Origin of the sequence: Saccharopolyspora thermophila, assembly GCF_014646075.1 — a bacterium.
Taxonomy (GTDB): domain Bacteria; phylum Actinomycetota; class Actinomycetes; order Mycobacteriales; family Pseudonocardiaceae; genus Saccharopolyspora; species Saccharopolyspora thermophila.
Window position 1 is genome coordinate 1 of record NZ_BMMT01000011.1, and the last position, 15941, is coordinate 15941.

Annotated in this window: 20 protein-coding genes; 9 read left to right on the plus strand and 11 right to left on the minus strand. The window is 67.9% G+C overall.

Annotated elements, in window-relative coordinates; genetic code table 11:
• Positions 1-193: 193 nt before the first annotated feature.
• From IEY17_RS15760 to IEY17_RS15785, 6 genes are all read right to left on the minus strand, one after another.
• Positions 194-340 carry a hypothetical protein gene (locus IEY17_RS15760; protein WP_188988413.1) on the minus strand — a complete coding sequence of 49 codons (147 nt, stop codon included), beginning with the start codon at positions 338-340 and terminating at the stop codon, positions 194-196.
• A 103-nt stretch (positions 341-443) separates the two neighbouring features.
• Complete coding sequence (locus IEY17_RS15765; protein ID WP_188988415.1) at positions 444-1016, minus strand: GGDEF domain-containing protein; 573 nt, start codon at positions 1014-1016, stop codon at positions 444-446.
• Between the two features lie 88 nt (positions 1017-1104).
• Positions 1105-2631, minus strand: a complete 1527-nt coding sequence (locus IEY17_RS15770) for a type IV secretory system conjugative DNA transfer family protein (protein ID WP_188988417.1) — start codon at positions 2629-2631, stop codon at positions 1105-1107.
• A gap of 95 nt (positions 2632-2726) precedes the next feature.
• Positions 2727-2906, minus strand: coding sequence for a hypothetical protein (locus IEY17_RS15775; RefSeq protein ID WP_188988420.1), 180 nt, complete (start codon positions 2904-2906; stop codon positions 2727-2729).
• A 2-nt stretch (positions 2907-2908) separates the two neighbouring features.
• Positions 2909-3166, minus strand: coding sequence for a hypothetical protein (locus IEY17_RS15780; RefSeq protein WP_229680210.1), 258 nt, complete (start codon positions 3164-3166; stop codon positions 2909-2911).
• 432 nt (positions 3167-3598) lie between these two features.
• Complete coding sequence (locus IEY17_RS15785; RefSeq protein ID WP_188988422.1) at positions 3599-3955, minus strand: hypothetical protein; 357 nt, start codon at positions 3953-3955, stop codon at positions 3599-3601.
• 136 nt (positions 3956-4091) lie between these two features.
• Between IEY17_RS15785 and IEY17_RS15790 the strand changes: the two genes are divergently transcribed.
• Both IEY17_RS15790 and IEY17_RS15795 read left to right on the plus strand, forming a co-directional pair.
• Positions 4092-4937: a GntR family transcriptional regulator gene (locus IEY17_RS15790; RefSeq protein ID WP_188988424.1), complete on the plus strand. Its 846-nt coding sequence runs from the start codon at positions 4092-4094 to the stop codon at positions 4935-4937.
• The gene (locus IEY17_RS15795; RefSeq protein WP_188988426.1) at positions 4934-5584 is read left to right on the plus strand and encodes an HAD family hydrolase; all 651 of its coding nucleotides are present in this window, start codon (positions 4934-4936) and stop codon (positions 5582-5584) included. The genes IEY17_RS15790 and IEY17_RS15795 overlap by 4 nt, the downstream gene beginning before the upstream one ends.
• Before the next feature lie 164 nt (positions 5585-5748).
• Here the strand turns inward: IEY17_RS15795 and IEY17_RS15800 are convergent, their stop codons facing one another.
• Positions 5749-6060, minus strand: a complete 312-nt coding sequence (locus IEY17_RS15800) for a hypothetical protein (protein ID WP_188988428.1) — start codon at positions 6058-6060, stop codon at positions 5749-5751.
• A gap of 37 nt (positions 6061-6097) precedes the next feature.
• Here IEY17_RS15800 and IEY17_RS15805 point away from each other — a divergent pair, with 37 nt between their 5' ends.
• Together IEY17_RS15805 and IEY17_RS15810 are read left to right on the plus strand one after the other, a co-directional pair.
• Positions 6098-6307, plus strand: coding sequence for a MerR family DNA-binding transcriptional regulator (locus IEY17_RS15805; protein WP_188988430.1), 210 nt, complete (start codon positions 6098-6100; stop codon positions 6305-6307).
• Positions 6308-7138: 831 nt separating this feature from the next.
• Positions 7139-7540, plus strand: coding sequence for a hypothetical protein (locus IEY17_RS15810; RefSeq protein WP_188988432.1), 402 nt, complete (start codon positions 7139-7141; stop codon positions 7538-7540).
• A gap of 47 nt (positions 7541-7587) precedes the next feature.
• On the opposite strand, the gene IEY17_RS15815 is transcribed toward IEY17_RS15810, so the two are convergent.
• A complete protein-coding gene (locus IEY17_RS15815; protein ID WP_188988434.1) occupies positions 7588-8283 on the minus strand; it encodes a MerR family transcriptional regulator in 696 nt (231 codons plus the stop codon).
• A gap of 86 nt (positions 8284-8369) precedes the next feature.
• Between IEY17_RS15815 and IEY17_RS15820 the strand changes: the two genes are divergently transcribed.
• A complete protein-coding gene (locus IEY17_RS15820; RefSeq protein WP_188988436.1) occupies positions 8370-8843 on the plus strand; it encodes a DUF6194 family protein in 474 nt (157 codons plus the stop codon).
• 325 nt (positions 8844-9168) lie between these two features.
• Positions 9169-10371 carry a hypothetical protein gene (locus IEY17_RS15825; protein ID WP_188988438.1) on the plus strand — a complete coding sequence of 401 codons (1203 nt, stop codon included), beginning with the start codon at positions 9169-9171 and terminating at the stop codon, positions 10369-10371.
• A gap of 145 nt (positions 10372-10516) precedes the next feature.
• On the opposite strand, the gene IEY17_RS15830 is transcribed toward IEY17_RS15825, so the two are convergent.
• Positions 10517-10972 (minus strand): nitroreductase family deazaflavin-dependent oxidoreductase, encoded by a 456-nt coding sequence (locus IEY17_RS15830; protein WP_188988440.1) that lies wholly within the window; start codon positions 10970-10972, stop codon positions 10517-10519.
• A gap of 109 nt (positions 10973-11081) precedes the next feature.
• Between IEY17_RS15830 and IEY17_RS15835 the strand changes: the two genes are divergently transcribed.
• On the plus strand, positions 11082-12599 hold the full coding sequence (locus IEY17_RS15835) for a sensor histidine kinase (protein WP_188988442.1): 1518 nt from the start codon (positions 11082-11084) through the stop codon (positions 12597-12599).
• Positions 12593-13252 carry a response regulator gene (locus IEY17_RS15840; RefSeq protein WP_308424000.1) on the plus strand — a complete coding sequence of 220 codons (660 nt, stop codon included), beginning with the start codon at positions 12593-12595 and terminating at the stop codon, positions 13250-13252. Before IEY17_RS15835 ends, IEY17_RS15840 begins: the two co-directional genes overlap by 7 nt.
• A gap of 33 nt (positions 13253-13285) precedes the next feature.
• Here IEY17_RS15840 and IEY17_RS15845 read toward each other — a convergent pair whose 3' ends face one another.
• Positions 13286-13891 carry a phosphatase PAP2 family protein gene (locus IEY17_RS15845; protein ID WP_188988444.1) on the minus strand — a complete coding sequence of 202 codons (606 nt, stop codon included), beginning with the start codon at positions 13889-13891 and terminating at the stop codon, positions 13286-13288.
• Between the two features lie 178 nt (positions 13892-14069).
• Complete coding sequence (locus tag IEY17_RS15850) at positions 14070-15209, minus strand: DUF418 domain-containing protein (protein WP_188988446.1); 1140 nt, start codon at positions 15207-15209, stop codon at positions 14070-14072.
• A 113-nt stretch (positions 15210-15322) separates the two neighbouring features.
• On the opposite strand from IEY17_RS15850, the gene IEY17_RS15855 reads away from it, so the two are divergent.
• Positions 15323-15934, plus strand: a complete 612-nt coding sequence (locus IEY17_RS15855; protein ID WP_188988448.1) for a TetR/AcrR family transcriptional regulator — start codon at positions 15323-15325, stop codon at positions 15932-15934.
• The last annotated feature ends 7 nt before the right edge of the window (positions 15935-15941 follow it).

Genomic DNA, 15941 nt, shown 5'->3' on the forward strand with positions numbered 1-15941 from the left:
GCTTGAACAGGGTGAACAGGCCCCGGATGCACAGGATCAGGCCAAGGCCGATACCGATGGCCCATCCGGGGTTGACCAGCAGCCACACCAACGCCAAGGCGGCTGTGGTGGCCACCAGGATGAGCAGCAGGGTGAGGATCGTTCTGCCGGTGATCTCGAAGTGGAAGTGCTGCACTGTGTCGGTTTCCTTTCTCTAGAGCGGGTATCCGCGTCTGCGCATGGCCTCGTTCCTGATCGCGTCGATCTCGGCGAGGATGCGGGGGCCGTCGGTGATCAGGCGCTCGAACTGCTCGCGGGTCAGCGTCATCGAGTAGGTGGTCTCGCCGTGCGGTCTGGGCACGGTGACGGTCAGCTCCGCTCCCCACCGCCGCGGGGTGACGTCGAGCAGTTCGCATCCCTAGCCGCTGTAGAAGTAGTGCGTGTCGTCCATGAGGGGGTCCCTTTCAAGCCGTGACGGCCGTGCGGGTGGTGTGTTGGCGGGTGGCGTGCTTGTCGGCGTACATGCGGTCATCGGCCGAGGCCAGCAGGGCGGACAGCTGGGCCTTGGCGGCTGGAGCGGTCATCACGCCCAGCGAGATCCCCACGTCGACCGGCTGCCCATCGACCTCGGTGATCGCGGCGACGGCGGCTTGGAACTCCCGCACACGGTGTTCGGCCTGCTCCGGGGTGCTGATGCTGGGCAAGAGCACGGCGAACTCATCACCGTGCAACCGGACCGGGAGCTCACCGCGCTGGGCGGTGTCTCGCAGCACACGGGCAACCGTGATGAGGACCTGGTCGCCGAAGCGGTGCCCGTGGGTGTCGTTGATCGCCTTGAAGCCGTTCATGTCGCCGATCGCGATACCGACCCGTCCGCGGCCCCGGCGCATCGCCCGGTGGAACGCCGCCGCGAGTGCCGCCCGGTTGCCGAGTCCGGTCAAAGAGTCGGTGCGGGTCTGCCGGACCAGCCGGTAGGCGTACGTTGCGGCCGCGACACTCGTGGCACTGGTGACACCCAGCGCGATCTTTGCCAACATGGGTCGTGCCTCCTTGTCGAGGTAAGGCCCGCCCGGGATGCTCTTGCCGGAGTCCGGGCGGGCCGCTTTGATCAGGGAAAACAGGGGATCAAGCGATCTCTTCGTCGTCCTCGTCGCCCTCGAAGTGCTCGATCACGTCGACCTCGTCGGTCTGGTCCTGGTCGGTGTCGTAGTCATCGACCTCGAGCGCTTCGAAATCAATGGCGTAGACGTCGGCCGGCTCCTCCCGCTCCTGCCCCTCGGCCGGGGCGGTGACGTCGCGGCGCAGCTCGGTGACCGTGCCCACCGAGGTGCAGAACTCCACCAACTCGGCGATGTCCTCATCACGGCTGTAGGGGGCACGCACCCGCAGCGGCTCGCGGCGGCCGTCACGCTTGGCGTAGGCGACACCGGCCAGGATCTCCGGGATCTTGTCGGCCAGCGCGCCCATGTCCCGCATGCCCTCGCCCAGGCACATGTCCACATACGACGCCGAGTCCAGCCGCAGCGCGATCTTGGTCGGGAACAGCCCCCGCATCGGCACGTTGTCCTTGGTCGGCTCCTGCGTGGCGGCGATGATGCGCCCGCCGACCGAGCGGTACTGCGTCAACGCCTTGGACATCAGCGGCGCGAACGCGACCGTGATCCACCGTGAGGCGAAGGCCGTCATCGCCGCCAGCTCATCGCAGATCAGCAGCTCCAACGGCGTCTCGCGCGACGGGGTGAACGTGCGCACCCCAGCCCGGCCTAGCTCCAACTTCCGCTCGTCCAGCGTCTTGACGTAGGTCTGCATCAGCGCCAGGCCGTCGGCGTCGGTGTCGGCGAAGGCGTGATACATCGCCCGGCCCATGCCGAACTCCTGGCCGCCCTTGGGGTCGATCACCCACAGCCGCACCAGCCCGGCACGGATCAACGGAGCCAGCGACCGCAGCAACGCCCACATGTAGGAGCCCTTGCCCGCGCCGGTCGCGCCACCCAGCAGCACGTGCAGGTCCCGCTGCAACAAGTTCAGGGTGAAGTCCCGGCCGTACTCGTCCATGCCCACGGGCAGCCGTCGCAGGTCCACCGCACTGGTCGACTCCGCCAGCGGCGGAAGCGGGATGATCATCTCGTCGAACGGCTCGCGCCGCTGGAAGTCCAGCGCGAGCTTGCCCGGCTTGACCAGCCGCACGTTGGTCGAGCGAGCCCGGAACGCGTTCGCCAGCCGCTCGATGGCCTGCTCGAAATCCTCCGGTGCCTGGCCCTTGGCCATCCGCACCGACACCGTGTCCCACGACCACGTGCACCTCACCCCGGTCACCCGCGGCACCAAGGTCTCGCCCTTGTGATCGGTGGTGGTCAGGTTGCAGGCGGTCATGATCCGCAGCCACGGCCGCTGGTAGGTCCACCAGCGTCTCCACCACGCCCGCAACAGGCGACCGGCGAACCGGTCGAAGGTCGGCTTGTCCAGCAGCCGCCACGACACCCCGGCCAGCACCGCGATCCCCACCGCCCACAGCATCGTGTGCAGACCGAACCAGAACACCGCCGCCGACCCCACCAGCGCCGAGCTTGAGGTCCGGGGATGGCCGGCCACCTGCCGCAGCCCCCACCGGATCGGGGACGTGTTCTCCGCGCCCACCACCGTGGTTCGCATTGCCGTTCACCTCTCCTACGAGCACAACGAAACCGGGGCACCCAACCCCGCTTTCCCGCAGGAATTGAGTGCCCCGGCCGAGCCGTTGCCGGAAATCAGCTCCGGCGCTGCGTCATCGTCAACTTCGCGACCACGTCGCCCACCGCATTGCGCACCCGGTTCAACGGAGCCCCCAGTCCCTTGGGGACCCCGAACCTCTTCAGATCCTCGGCCAACGCCAGCATCGCCGCGTCAATCTTGCGGGCACGGTTGTGCACGTCATCGTCGAACGCCATCACTACCTCACGTATCCCTTCGCCACGTTCGGACCGCCCTTCGCCGCAATCCCGTCCCGGACACCGGTCAAGGCATTGCAGGCCGCGTCCGCCAGCTCCGTGATCTCCCGAAAATCGCTGTCCTGCACCACCTTGCTCTCCAAGGAGTGCACCCCCAGCAGCTCGACGTACAACGCGTCGAGGTGCTGACCGATCCGCTTCAACCGCGCCACAGCAGGGGTGTTCCTGCGCACCCCCACCGGCAACCTCACCTCAGCCACACCAGATCTCCCTTCCCGTACTTCTCCGCCGACCTCAGCCGAACGTCACCGCGCTGTCGAAGAAATCGGTGTCGATCCGGATGCACCCCGAACCGTGGAAACCGCAATCCATCACCGATCACCAGCCTCTCCAGAAGCACCGAAATCGCAGTACATGTCCTGCGAATGCCTGTACCGCCGCGGCCCCTTGATGTGGCACGCCGGGCAGTACCGCAGACCCACAGACACCATTCGCAAAACCGTCCTTCCTCGTTGAAGACCATCAAGACCCCCGGCACACGCCGGAATTCGCAGTCCGGGGGTCAACATGGCCTCCCCGACGCGTTCTCAACGCGCCGAAAAAGGCATAGCTCGGCCCACTATGGAATAGTCAAAGAACACGCGGCCTAAATACGACCAGAAAAGGAATCAGTCAGAGAAGGAAAGGGCGGATCAGGCCAGCTTGACGCCGGTCGCCTTCCACGCCAGGCCCGACATCGTGCGGCCGTTCAGCTCCGTCTCCCAGTGCGAGACACGCGGGTTGATCAGCTCCACGATCGAGCCGTCAGAGATCTCCTCGGTCGGCTCGGTCTCCAGCGTCACCTTGATCTCCGCACCCTTGCCCGCCGGACGACCGTCCGCGGTCTTGCGGGGCTTGGCGTGCACCGAGATCACGTACTGCGGCGCACCCTGCCAGTCGGTCACCGTCTCGACCTCACCCGTCGCGTCGTTGCGGCGCGTCTTCAGCTCAGGCTCCTCCAACACCATCAGTCGGTAGCCCTCCAGCAGCACCGGGATGTTCCGCAGCATCGTCGCCTCCGTAGGTCGGTTTTCCAGATGGCCAGCTTGGCTAGCCATGCTCAGATTAGATCAGCTTGGCTAGTCATGTCAACAGGTTGGCCAACATGGCTAGCCAGATTGCCTATTGGTGCGTTAACCTGGGCAAATGACGGAACTGGACCCCGATGACCCGCGCCCCCCGTACCAGCAGGTGGCCAACTCTCTCCGTGCGTCGATCCTCACGAAGAAGCTCATGCCGGGCGACAAGCTCGCATCTCAGGCCGAGCTCGCGAAGCGCTACGGGGTCGCTCGCATGACCATCCAGCAGGCGTTGCGCATCCTCCGCGACGAAGGCCTGATTGTCTCCCGCCAGGGCAGTGGCGTGTTCGTACGCGAGCGGACGGAACGCCCTGTTGGTTTGCGGCCTCACCTCGAGCGTGCGTTCGAGCAGGCCGAAGTGACGATCGACTTCGCGGGTTTCTCCGGCGAGACCCTCCACGGCGCATTGACCGAACCGCTCGACAAGATCCGCAGCGGACACGCGCGTCCCGACTCGATCCGGGTACGCCTACTCGTGCCTGACACTGAGATGCCATGGACCCTGCCGGCGCGTGTTGAGGACATGCAGGACAGCCCAGCCTTCCGGAAGCGGGCGAGTGGGATCATGCAGCGCCACACGCTCGCGATCGTGGATGCCGTCAACGAGCTGGGACGCCTCGGCCTTGTGCCTGACTCCAAGGCTGAACTTCGCGTATGTCCTGCGGTTCCGCTGTTCAAGCTGTACCTGATCAACAGGTCTGAAGCGTTCTTCGGGTACTACCCGGTGCGCGAGCACGTTGTGCAGCTCGACGGGGAAGACACGCCCATCTGGGACCTCATGGGCAAGGACGCGACCTTGTTCCACCACGCTGCTGAGCCTCACGACGAGTCGTTGAGTGCCTTGTTCATCGAGCAATCGCAGATGTGGTTCGACAGCATCTGGACGACCGTTGCCAGGGAAGTGCGTCGATGACGACGCCACGGCAGATCGTCGCCAGCAGTAGCGCTGTGCTGCTGGACTTCGACGGGCCTGTGTGCGCTGTCTTCGGTGGTTTCCCGGACCACCAGGTCGCTGCAGAACTCCGGACGATGCTCGACGGAGTGTTGCCGGAGGCGATCGATCGGAGTCGTGACCCGTTCGACGTCCTGAAGTACGCAGTCACCACGGGCAGTCAACCGAACGCGGTCGAGCGGCGGCTCACGGAACTGGAGACTCGGGCTGTGACCCTGGCACCCGCGACAACAGGTGCCGCCGAAGTCCTCGACGTCCTCGCTCGCCAGGGGATCCCGGTTGTCATCGTGTCGAACAACTCCGTGGCTGCCGTTGAGGCATACCTCCGAGAGAACGGTTTGGCGGACAAGGTCGCGGGAGTGTCTGCGCGCGAAAGCGCCGACGTGGAAAGGCTCAAGCCACAGCCCTACCTCCTGTTGCAGGCGGCCGAGTTCCTTGGAGTCCCGCCAGGAGAGTGCGTGATGATCGGCGACTCCGTCACTGACATCGATGCTGCGCGACAGGCCGGCGCCAAGGGCATCGGCTACGCGAACAAGCAGGGGAAACGAGTGCGGCTGATGAGGCACCAGCCAGCAGCGATCATCGAACGGATGTCTGAGTTGGTCTGACCGCCTCGAGATTTCTGAGCGGTGCTACGGGGCTCATGCGCCGAGCGCCGCTCTTCTTCGATCTTGATGATGGACAAGCTCCGCTGCTGTGTGGCGGAGTCATAGGTGTTCCAGCATGAGACGGCGCTGCCAATCACACCGGCAGCGCCGTCCCGCGTTAGGCCTCACTCCGAGACGTCGATGACCACCTTGTCCGGACCTGCACGAAGAGCAGAAGCCAGAGCGACCAGTTGCTCGGCCAACTGCCTGCGCTGCTCCGCGGAGTAGCGACCGCCTCCCAGCTCGAACGCAGCTTCATCCAGCGCCCATTGCACCGCGCGTGCCTGCGCAGCAAGCCCGCTCGTTGCATCGGCCGACCCGATCGAGCACAAGGTATCGACCGCCTGAGCCGCCAGCTCGGCATCGGTCGCCATCCCTCTCCCTTCAACAAGGTAATCGAGGTAATCAGGGTATTTCCGCTCGTTCCAGGTAAGCAAGGCGGCACCATCCGATCGAGGCACCGACGATGAGCGCGTGACCGACGAGGACTCGCCGCTGATCTCCAGCACTGAGCTGGCCAAGAAGCTGGGCTTGGCAAGGCGGACGATCTCGCACTACGCGAAGCAAGGGCTGATCACCCCCGCCTTGATCACGCCTGGTGGGCAGTACCGGTGGCGGTACGAGGACGTCGTTGCTGAGATGCGGGCGCTGGCCGAGAAGCGTCGCCAAGAAGAGCAGTCCTGATCCGATTTCGGCCGGTCGTGGCCTTAGCCCGCGTGTGTCTAAAGTTTCTCTACTTCATTAAAGTTTCTCTACTTCATCAAGGGCGGCCCCTTCGGGGCCGCCTGCCTGCTGTATGCGAGCCCAGCTGACGGCCGCCGCCCCGCGGTATGCGAGCCCGGTCCAGCCGACCGCGAGCCGGGCTGCGGCTGGCGCCGGTCCCGGCCGACGGTCGGCGGACCGGCCGCGAGCGGTGGGGCGGCGGCCGCAGCCGGGCGCAAGCGGAAGGCAGGCGGCCCCTTCGGGGCCGCACGTGGAGACGTGGAGTTCGAACGTCCCGCTGCACACGTGGTCGCCTGGGCGAGCCGTTCAAGGACGGTGCTGGGCACGCTGGCAGGGTGGTCGCCTTGCCGCTCCAGCCGGGTACCGAACCTCCCGTTCCGGACGTGGACGCCTGGCCGTGGTCCCGTTCCCCGCTTTACCCCCACAAAACGACGGCGAATGACCGCAAGAAACGAAGCTCGCTCGACGTTTGCGATCGGAATCCTTGCAGGTAGTCGCAGATGTCGTGCTGTGACGGCAGGCGATCACAAGCGTGGTCCCAGAATCCGCGGGTTCAGGGTTCGATCCCCTGGCGCCCCACCAAAACCCCAGGTCAGACGGCCTGGGGTTTTTGTCGCGAGGACCTGGTTGCCACAAAGTTGCCAACTTCTGCCCCACTCGTCGCAAGCCACGAACTCCAGGGCCTCCGGGGCCCCGGCCGAAAGCGGCGGTCGGCGGCGCCGCGTACTGGATCAGGACCGCAGCGAGGCAGAATGCAGCCGGACGTGTTCGACGCGACGGGAAGGGTTGCCGATGCCCAGCGGTGACGACATGGACCGGGCAATCCGAGCGCTGGAGACCGGTGCCGCGCTGCCAGCGGACTCCGCCGGCCTGCTGGCCGACCTCCTGGAGGCCCACACCACCGTCGAAGTCGGCTCGAACCCGCCGAAGGGCTGGCTGATCACCGACATGGCCAGCCTCGACGTCGCCCGCTGCATCCTCGGCGAATCCGGCTCAGCCCTCGAAGACCTGAAGAAGGCCGTCGCCGCCCTGCGGGAGGGCCAGGCGTTCCCGCAGGAGTCCTCACCGGTGCTGGCGGCCCTGCTTAACAAGCACCGCCAGTTGGAGTGGCCCGCCGAGCCCTCCGAGGGCTGGCTCGCGGTCCGGGACGCCGCACACGCGGTAGCCGCCGCCGTCGTGCGCGGCATGATGTAGCCGCCTGGCCGGCGCCGACCGCGACAGGGGCGCCCGGACCGGCTGTCTCACGAGGTGCCAAGGGCGAGGACGGCGCTGAGGGCTGCGGCACCGTCCAGGAGGGCTCTGGAGCGGGCCGTGATGGTGGCGTCTCTGGCGGCCAGGGCGGAGGTGACGTCGTCCAGGCGGCCGGCGCGGCGCAGCTCCGGCATGAGGGCGCGGAGGGGCTCGATGCGGTAACCGGCCTTGCGCAGTTGGTGGACGATTCGTGCGTCGCGGACCTGGTCCGGTGTGTACCGCCGCGTTCCCCGGGCGGGGTCGCGGTCGGGGACGACAAGCTCCTCGGCATCCCAGTGCCGCAACGTCGATGGGCGCACACCGAGGGCTGCGGCGAGCTCCGAGACGCTCATCGCGTCCGATGCGCGCACGTCCTCGATCGGTTCGGCGGAGATCGCGTGGGCGGCCTCCTTGGCCCGCGCCAGTTCCGCGCGCTCTGCGTCGAGGCAGGCGTGCGCCGCGTCCAGGAGGGCCAGCACCTTCGAGATGGGGCACTCGTGGGCCGCTCGAACGATCTTCTTGGCCTCCGCCGGGCCCACGCCTGCCGCGAGGGCCCGGTATGCCAGAGCAGACTTCAGGTGGATCTCGCCGTAGACCCGGTAGCCCGCCGCCGTGCGCGCCGCCGGTGGCAGCACACCCTCGCGCTCGAGGTTGCGCACCTGCTGGACGGAGTACCCGGCACGCCGCGCGACATCGACCGTGCGCATGTCCTGCGATTCGCGACCTGGCACACCGAAACCCCTCGTCCTCGGGATCGAAGTCTTCACACGCACTTTAATGTGACGCTGCACCCATGACCATGGACGAGATCATCAACTTCGTGGCCGGGCTCGACGGCGTCCGCACCCTCCGGCCGGAACCCGGCGACGGCACACCGGAGATCAGCTGGGGGGACGCGTTCTTCTACTACTCGCCGGACGGCGTCGTTGCGACCAACACCCAGCCCTTCGCGACGATCGTGACCAAGAACTATCCCGGCGACGAGGCATCGCGCCTGGACCGGCCGGGCACCTTCCGCGTGAACATCGCCGCCGGAAAGGACGAGTTCATCCGGTGGACCGGTCACGCGCCGCGCGAACCAGCCACTGCCGAGATCGACCCCGGCACCCCCGACACCGTGATCGCACACCCCGTCTACGGCACCCTCGGCTGGCTCGCGGTGGTGAACCCGGGCCCGCGGACCGCAGCCGCGGTCCGGGAGTTGCTGAGCACCGCCCACCGCCTCGCGCGCTCCCGCCGCGAGCGACGCGCCGAACGAGGACGCTGACCGCCCGGAGATCCCTTCCTCAGCTGGTCGCCCTGGATTGGCGGTCAGCCGGGACCGGACTCCCGGGCCGAATGCGACATCATCTCGGGAATAGTGCGCTGCGGTTCCTTATACCCGTCATTTGATGAACGCAATTTCTCGCCGTCGAAAGCACTCCGCAGGTTGGACCGCTTGATACCTTCGACGTAAAACCGTGACCACAATTTTACCGATGGGTTCCGGCTTTCTACGCTGGAGTGCGTCGCCGTGATTTCTCCGCGTCGGTGACCCGAATTCGTTTTCGAACATCCGGCGGTGTGCCCACCGCGTCGGAAAGGGGAAGCCAATGACCGCGACCGTCGACAAGACGAAGCGCATTCCGGCCCAGCAGCGGGCCGGCGACTCGGCCAGCGACGTCATCGCGCTGTACCAGAAGTGGTACAACGCGCTGACCAGCCAGCTCAACCTCGATCCGCGCCGGTTCGTGCTGATGCAGCCGGGGGTCGCGCTGCCGAGCACGAGCGCTGAGTTGTGGCAGTACTTCAACGTCATCCCGCCCGCGTCCGTGGTCGAGGAAAGCCCCGGGCACATGAGCATGTCTGGCTACAACCAGTTCCTGGACAACTACCGGCAGGTGGTGAACGCCCTGCTCCCGCAGGCGAACATCAATCTGCAGGAGGTCCTGGGCGACTGGTACTCGGGCTGGATGGACTACAAAGCGGCCAATCCCAAACCCGCGAACGTGGCGTGGGCCGACTACTTCTACGAATGGGCGATCGGAAATGCGCCCAACGTCGCCGCCCGCGGGCGCAGTGCCTTCCTCCGGCTGCAGAACGACATGGTGGTCAAAGCCCAGGGTGACGCTTTCGACGCGTCATTCCTCACCCACGGCGTCCCCCAGTTCAGCCTCACCATCGACGCCGTCAAGTCGCAGATCCGCGGCGGGCAGTCGGCCGCCGTCGTGTTCGACAGCGACAAGGTGCAGCGCGAGAACGCGCAGAACTGGGCCGAGATGCGGGTCCAGACCGAAGCGCTGTGGTTCTTCGAGGCGGCCAGGGCCGACGCCTCCTGGCAGCAGTTGAGCGCGAAGGCCAGCTCGGCGGGCATCAGCGTCGACATCAAGTTCGCCAACGTGATCACCGCCCCGGCGATGCCGGGCGGCTGGTACCACTCCTCGGTGCTGGGCCTGGCCTTCACTCACCCGAAGGACAACCGGGTCTGGGACAGCAACGGTGAGGTGAGCTGGGACAGCACCTTCGGCGAAACCGGCAACATGCAGCGGTTCCTCGCCTCGGTTGTGGTGGTGGACGGCATCCAGATGACCGTTCGGACCAAGGCGACGTTCTCCACGGAGGAACAGCAGAAGATGCGCGCCGAGTTCCACGGCGGGATCTGGCCCTTCGTCGGGATCGACGCCGCCGCGGGGCACAACGGCGACATCAAGTTCGACGACGACGGCAGCCTCGTCGTGACCTCCGCCCAGAACGTCGGCAATCCGCAGATCCTCGGCGGCAACATCGTCTCCGCCGAGGAGATGCTCGCCAGGTGACCGCAGCACCATCGTCCGGGCACGCCTGGTGCCTCTCCTGTTGGGGACGCGCCGGGCGGGCCCGCGTTCGGGGCGGGCCGTGCCGGAATCCGTCGAGGCGTGGCAGGCCGTCGCGGACGTCGTGATCCCGGGGATGCTGGAGCGCTCAGGCGCTCGCGCGGACCCGGACCATGGGCAGGCGCTCGGCGACGTCCTCACCCAGCGGCTCCGCGGACGCCAGTTCCGGGATGTCCAGGATCCTGCCGAGGGCTGCGGCGGCTCTCGGGCGCTCCCCGCGGTATGCCTCCAGGCGGGCCCGGGTCTCCGCGGCCGACAGCACCTCGGCGCGCGCCGGGGCGGCGCGGACGTGCCCCGTCCAGACACGCACCGACGGGTTCGCGCGGATGTTACGGAACCACTCGGAACGCGGGCCATAGCCGGACACCAGCAGCAGCGCGCCCGGTTCGCGGTCCAGCACCTCGAGCGCCGCGTACCGGCGTTTCCCGGTCTTCCTGCCGCGGTGCTCCAGCACCATGATCCGGGAACCAACCAGCCAGCCGAAACCGTGCCGGTACAGCGGGATCGGGGCGCGGGCTAGCCAGCGCGGGATGTGTCGCACCATGACCACTTCCCTCCTGGTCCCTTCCTACCACCGACCGATGGGGCGCTCCCTCAGTGGCCTTGTTCCACATCGAAAAAGACAATACTGACCGCCCGGTAATGTCGATCCGGTGAAGGTGTCCAGGCGGGATCTGCTGTGGTGGCTGCTGCTGTCCCTCCCGGTGCTGGCGGCAAACCAGGTGTCGGCGACCACGCCGTTGCGCACCTGGGAGATCGTGCTCGGCGTCGCCGTGGTCGCGGCCACCGCGGTGCTGCGGCGCCGGCGCCCGCTCGTCACCGTCATCGTCGCGCTCGGCGTCTGGGACCTGGCGCTCATCACCCGACCCGACGCGACGTCCGTCGGCGCGGTCGCCTTCGTCGCACTCCTCGCCGCCACCGGCTACAACGCGGGATTCCGGATCCACCGCCAGCGTGACGCGCTGTTCCGGTTCGCGCTGGCCAGCGCGCTGCTGTCGCTGCTCGTGCTGCTGTTCGCCCACGACGTCGGCGCGTGGCTGGTGTCGGTGATCGGCGCGGTGCTGTTCACCCTGTGCCCGTGGGTGCTGGGCCGCCACCACCAGAAGTACCGGGCGCTGGTGCGCGCCGGCTGGGAGCGCGCGGAACAGCTGGAACGGCAGCAGCAGCTCATCGACGAGCAAGCGCGTCTGCAGGAACGCACCCGCATCGCCCGGGACATGCACGACCTCCTCGGGCACCAGCTCAGCCTGGTGGCACTGCGGATCGGCGCGCTGGAAGTCGCGCCCTCGCTCGACGCCGCGCACCGCGAGGCAGCCGGTCAGGCACGCGCCTCGGTGACTGCCGCCGCGGAGCGGCTGCGCGAGGTCATCGAGGTGCTGCGCGACGACAGCGCCATCGCGCCCGGCAGCGTCGCGGAGCTCGTGCGGAACGCCCGCCGCTCCGGAATGCCGGTGGCACTGGCCGAAACCGGCGAGGTCGCGGAGTCGTCGATGCGTTCGCGCGCGGTGTGCCGGATCGTGCAGGAAGCGCTCACCAACGCGGCGAAGCACGCCCCGGGCACCGCCGTCACCGTCGAGGTCGACCATCGTGAGGACGAGAGCGCGGTCCGCGTGGCCAATGCCCTGCCCGATGAGCCGCCGAACGCGCCCGGCAACGGCTCCGGGCTCGTCGCGCTGGCCGAGCGGGTGCGACTCGCGGGCGGCACGTTCCAGGCCGGACCGGAGGGCGGCCGGTTCGTCGTCGACGCGCGGATTCCGCAGGTCGCGCAGGCCATCCCGGCGGTGTCGGAGTCGGCCGCGCACCTCGCCAGGGCCGAGCAGCAGGTCCGCGGCAGCCGCAACATCGCCATCGCGGTGGCCGCCGCGAGCGCCGTCGGCCTGGGACTGCTGTCGGCGTCGATCATCGTCTTCGACACCATCACGTCCGTGATCACGCCGGCTGACTACGAGCGCATCCAGGTGGGGCGACCGCGCTCGGCGATCGAACCGCACCTGCCGTCCCGCACACGCATGGACGACCCGCCCGAGGACGACCTGACCAGGCCCGCCGACGCGAGGTGCGAGTACTACAGCACGCACCACAACCCCTTCGGGGAGCGGCGCGGCGACCTGTACCGGCTGTGTTTCCGGCAGAACGTGCTGGTGAGCAAGGACTATCTGCGACGGTGGTAGGTGTGGACGTGCGCGTGGTGCTGGCCGACGACGAACCGGTGATCCGGGCGGGGGTGCGGGCCATCCTGGCCGCCGATCGCGGCATCGAGGTCGTCGGGGAGGCCGCCGACGGGCGCGCCGCGGTGGAGCTGGTACGCCGGCACCGGCCCGCGGTGGCACTGCTGGACATCCGCATGCCCGGCCTGGACGGGCTGGGCGCCGCGGACGAAATCCGCCGCGTGGCACCGGGAACCGCCGTGCTCATCATGACGACGTTCGACGAGGACGCCTACGTCACGCGCGCCCTGCACGGCGGGGCCAGCGGATTCCTGCTCAAGACCGGGGACCCGCGCGAACTGATCCTCGGTGTCCGCGCGGCGGCCGATGGCGGGGCGTACCTCTCGCCGCCGGTGGCGCAGCGCGTGCTCAAGCAGCTCGGCGGGCAGCGCCGCCAGATCGCGGCGCAGCAGCGGATCGAGGTGCTCAGCGACCGGGAACGCGAGGTGCTCGCGCTGGTGGGTGCCGGGATGTCCAACGCGGAGATCGCCCGCACCCTGCACGTCGTCGAGGGCACGGTGAAGGCGTATGTGAGCGCGATCCTGAACCGCCTCGGCGTGAAGAACCGGGTGCAGGCGGCGATCCTCGCCCACGAAGCGGGCCTCGTCACCCGCTGACCGTCTGCGAGACCGCGGTTCCCGGCCGGGGCGTCAGGCGTGCTGGGCCGCTGCGGGAGCTTTCGCCCTGACCAGGGCAGCTGCGAACACCATGCCCACCGCTGCCGTCACGGAGCCCAGGAGGAGGCCCGTGATGACGTCGTGCGGGTAGTGCACGCCCAGGAAAACCCGCAGGAACGCCTCCAGCGGGGCCAGCACGAGCACCACCACCGCGAGCCGCCGCCAGGCCACGGCGAGCGCGACCGCGACGGCCGCCGCGATGGTCGAGTGGTTGCTGGGGAACGACCAGTCGCCCGGCTCCGGGCATTCGGCGACGGAGGCTGCGGCACCGCGCACCGCGCGGCAGGGACGTTCCTGCTCGACCAGCGACTTCGTGGTTTCGCTGAGCACGTAGGCCACCACGGTGACCACCGGGGCCGCCCACGCCAGGACCCGCGCCCGCAGGTCGGCCCGCCGGATCCGCCACAGGTTCGCCACCACGAGCGCGCCGAGCACCAGCAGGACCGCGTCGGTGGCGACCACCGCAACCGCCTGCACCCATTCGGGTGACTCCGCGGCGAGTCCGGTCACCGCCCGGTACCAGTCGATGCTGACGTCCGGCACGTCCTCGATCTCGTTGCTGGTCAAGGACAAACTCATTCGCTCCTCCGTCTCCCGGCATCAGGTGCGGTCGACGGTAGGAGACCGAAGATCACCCAGCAGTGGTCTTTCGCCAGCAGCCGTCCTTACTTTCGTCGGATTCCGGGCACATCACCCGGCGGGTCTTTCAGGCGAACTTGGCTGACCGGCCTCGCACAGCGTCGGGTGCCCTCGGCGGTCAGCGTTGGGGGAGGCGGTACGCCCAGTTCCACACCGTTTCCAGCGGCCCGCGTTCGAAGCGGCGCAGCCACCACGTGGACAGCGTCATGAACGTCGCGCAGATCGCCGCCCAGGCCGTCAGCACCCACCACGGCCTGGCCCAGTCGAAGCGGGTCGCCAGGCCGAATCCCCAGCCATAGCACAGGATCGTGGCCATCAGGTTCTGAAACACGTAGCATGACAGGGCCGTCCGCCCCACCGATGTCAGGCCACGCTGCAGGAGACCGGGGGTGCCGCGCATCGAGCGGAGCACCGTCGGGATCAGCCCGAGCAGACCGAGCGCGATGAACGGCGGCAGGATGTAGCGGTCGACCATGAACCAGGCGGGACCCGCGTAGGCGGTGCACAGGTTCAGCGGCACGCCGATGCCGAACCCGAAGGCCATCAGCCAGTTCCGCAGCCGCTGGCCCTCGGGCGCGAACACGCCCGCCCGCTGCAGGCGCGCACCGATCAGAAACAGCGCGATCGACATCGGAATGATGTAGATCGCTTCTGCCCGGTAGTCCTCCCAGTGCGCCAGGCGCTCCGCGACCTGCTCCAGCCAGGTGCCGCTGGCGAACACGTCCGTCGGCGTGCCGTTCAGCGACCACTGCCCGGCCAGCAGCCCCAACGTGGCGAAGCTGATGAAGGAGACGTGCAGCGTGACCATCGCGATGATCCAGATCCTGATGGTCCGCTGGCTGCGGCCGATCAGGTACGCCACCAGCATCGAGGTGACCGCGTAGCTCATGAGCACGTCGAACTCGAAGATCAGCACGTAGTGCAGCAGCCCCTCGACGAACAGCAGCGCGGCCCGCCACAGGTACCAGCCGGGCCAGCGGCCGCCGCGGCGGAGCGCGGACCGGTACTGCAGCTCGAGCCCGATGCCGAACAGCAGCGTGAGCAGCGCCAGGAACTTGCCGTTGGCCAGAAACCGCAGACCGGCCTCCACGGTGGCGGCGAGCGTCCCGGTCTGCACGGCGCTCAGCAGTCCGGCTGGTCCCTGCGGATCGGTGAAGATCCAGATGTTGGTGCCCAGCGTGCCTAGGATGGCGACGCCGCGGACCACGTCGATCGCGGTGATGCGACTGGAGGTGGGCGCCTGTTGTAGGTCGGTCATGGAGTTCCCAGGTGTAAAACGTGCCTCCGCGAACACGGAGGGTTACGATGCAAGTGCATGGTAAACCGCTCGCGAACCGGTTCGCAATGCAGTTGCATTGGAAAGGTGGACGGGTGCCGAAGCAGGTCGATCACGAAGCCCGGCGCAACCAGATCGCCGAGGCCCTGATGCGACTGGCCAGCAAGGGTGGCCTGGAGGCGGTGAACCTCCGCGACGTGGCGGCGGAGGCGGGCGTGTCGATGGGCGCGGTCCAGCACTACTTCAGGTCGAAGGACCAGATGCTCACCTACGCCATGGAGCACGCGAACAACCGGGCGGCGGCCCGCATCCGGCAGCGCCTGCAGAGCGAACCGGACCGGCCGAGCGTCCGCGTGATCCTCAGAACGCTGATGGTGGAAATGCTGGCGCTGTCGGACGACAGCCGCACGGAGTTCCTGACGGCGGTGGCGTTCTTCTTGCGAGCCCTCAACTCACCGGACCTGGCAGCCGACTACCGCAAGTCCTGGCCGCAGCTGGAGCAGTGGGTGGCCGACGAGCTCCGCAGGGCCCAGGAGTCCGGGGACCTCCCCCCGGACCGGGACGTCGAGAAGGAAGCAGCAGCCCTCCTCCTCATCCCGGACGGCCTCTCGGTGGGTCTCCTCCTGGGGCACCGAACCGGAGAACAAGCCCTGGAGGCGATCGACTATCACCTCGACCGCCTCTTCGGAAAGTCCACGAAGGACTGAAGACGCA

Bases quoted from the DNA above. Each gene is read 5' to 3' on its own strand.
- IEY17_RS15770 (WP_188988417.1), bottom strand. From the start codon at position 2,631: ATGCGAACCACGGTGGTGGGCGCGGAGAACACGTCCCCGATCCGGTGG.
- IEY17_RS15845 (WP_188988444.1), bottom strand. From the start codon at position 13,891: ATGAGTTTGTCCTTGACCAGCAACGAGATCGAGGACGTGCCGGACGTC.
- IEY17_RS15775 (WP_188988420.1), bottom strand. From the start codon at position 2,906: ATGGCGTTCGACGATGACGTGCACAACCGTGCCCGCAAGATTGACGCG.
- IEY17_RS15830 (WP_188988440.1), bottom strand. From the start codon at position 10,972: ATGGTGCGACACATCCCGCGCTGGCTAGCCCGCGCCCCGATCCCGCTG.
- IEY17_RS15790 (WP_188988424.1), top strand. From the start codon at position 4,092: ATGACGGAACTGGACCCCGATGACCCGCGCCCCCCGTACCAGCAGGTG.
- IEY17_RS15765 (WP_188988415.1), bottom strand. From the start codon at position 1,016: ATGTTGGCAAAGATCGCGCTGGGTGTCACCAGTGCCACGAGTGTCGCG.
- IEY17_RS15825 (WP_188988438.1), top strand. From the start codon at position 9,169: ATGACCGCGACCGTCGACAAGACGAAGCGCATTCCGGCCCAGCAGCGG.
- IEY17_RS15815 (WP_188988434.1), bottom strand. From the start codon at position 8,283: ATGCGCACGGTCGATGTCGCGCGGCGTGCCGGGTACTCCGTCCAGCAG.
- IEY17_RS15850 (WP_188988446.1), bottom strand. From the start codon at position 15,209: ATGACCGACCTACAACAGGCGCCCACCTCCAGTCGCATCACCGCGATC.
- IEY17_RS15785 (WP_188988422.1), bottom strand. From the start codon at position 3,955: ATGCTGCGGAACATCCCGGTGCTGCTGGAGGGCTACCGACTGATGGTG.
- IEY17_RS15795 (WP_188988426.1), top strand. From the start codon at position 4,934: ATGACGACGCCACGGCAGATCGTCGCCAGCAGTAGCGCTGTGCTGCTG.
- IEY17_RS15820 (WP_188988436.1), top strand. From the start codon at position 8,370: ATGACCATGGACGAGATCATCAACTTCGTGGCCGGGCTCGACGGCGTC.
- IEY17_RS15810 (WP_188988432.1), top strand. From the start codon at position 7,139: ATGCCCAGCGGTGACGACATGGACCGGGCAATCCGAGCGCTGGAGACC.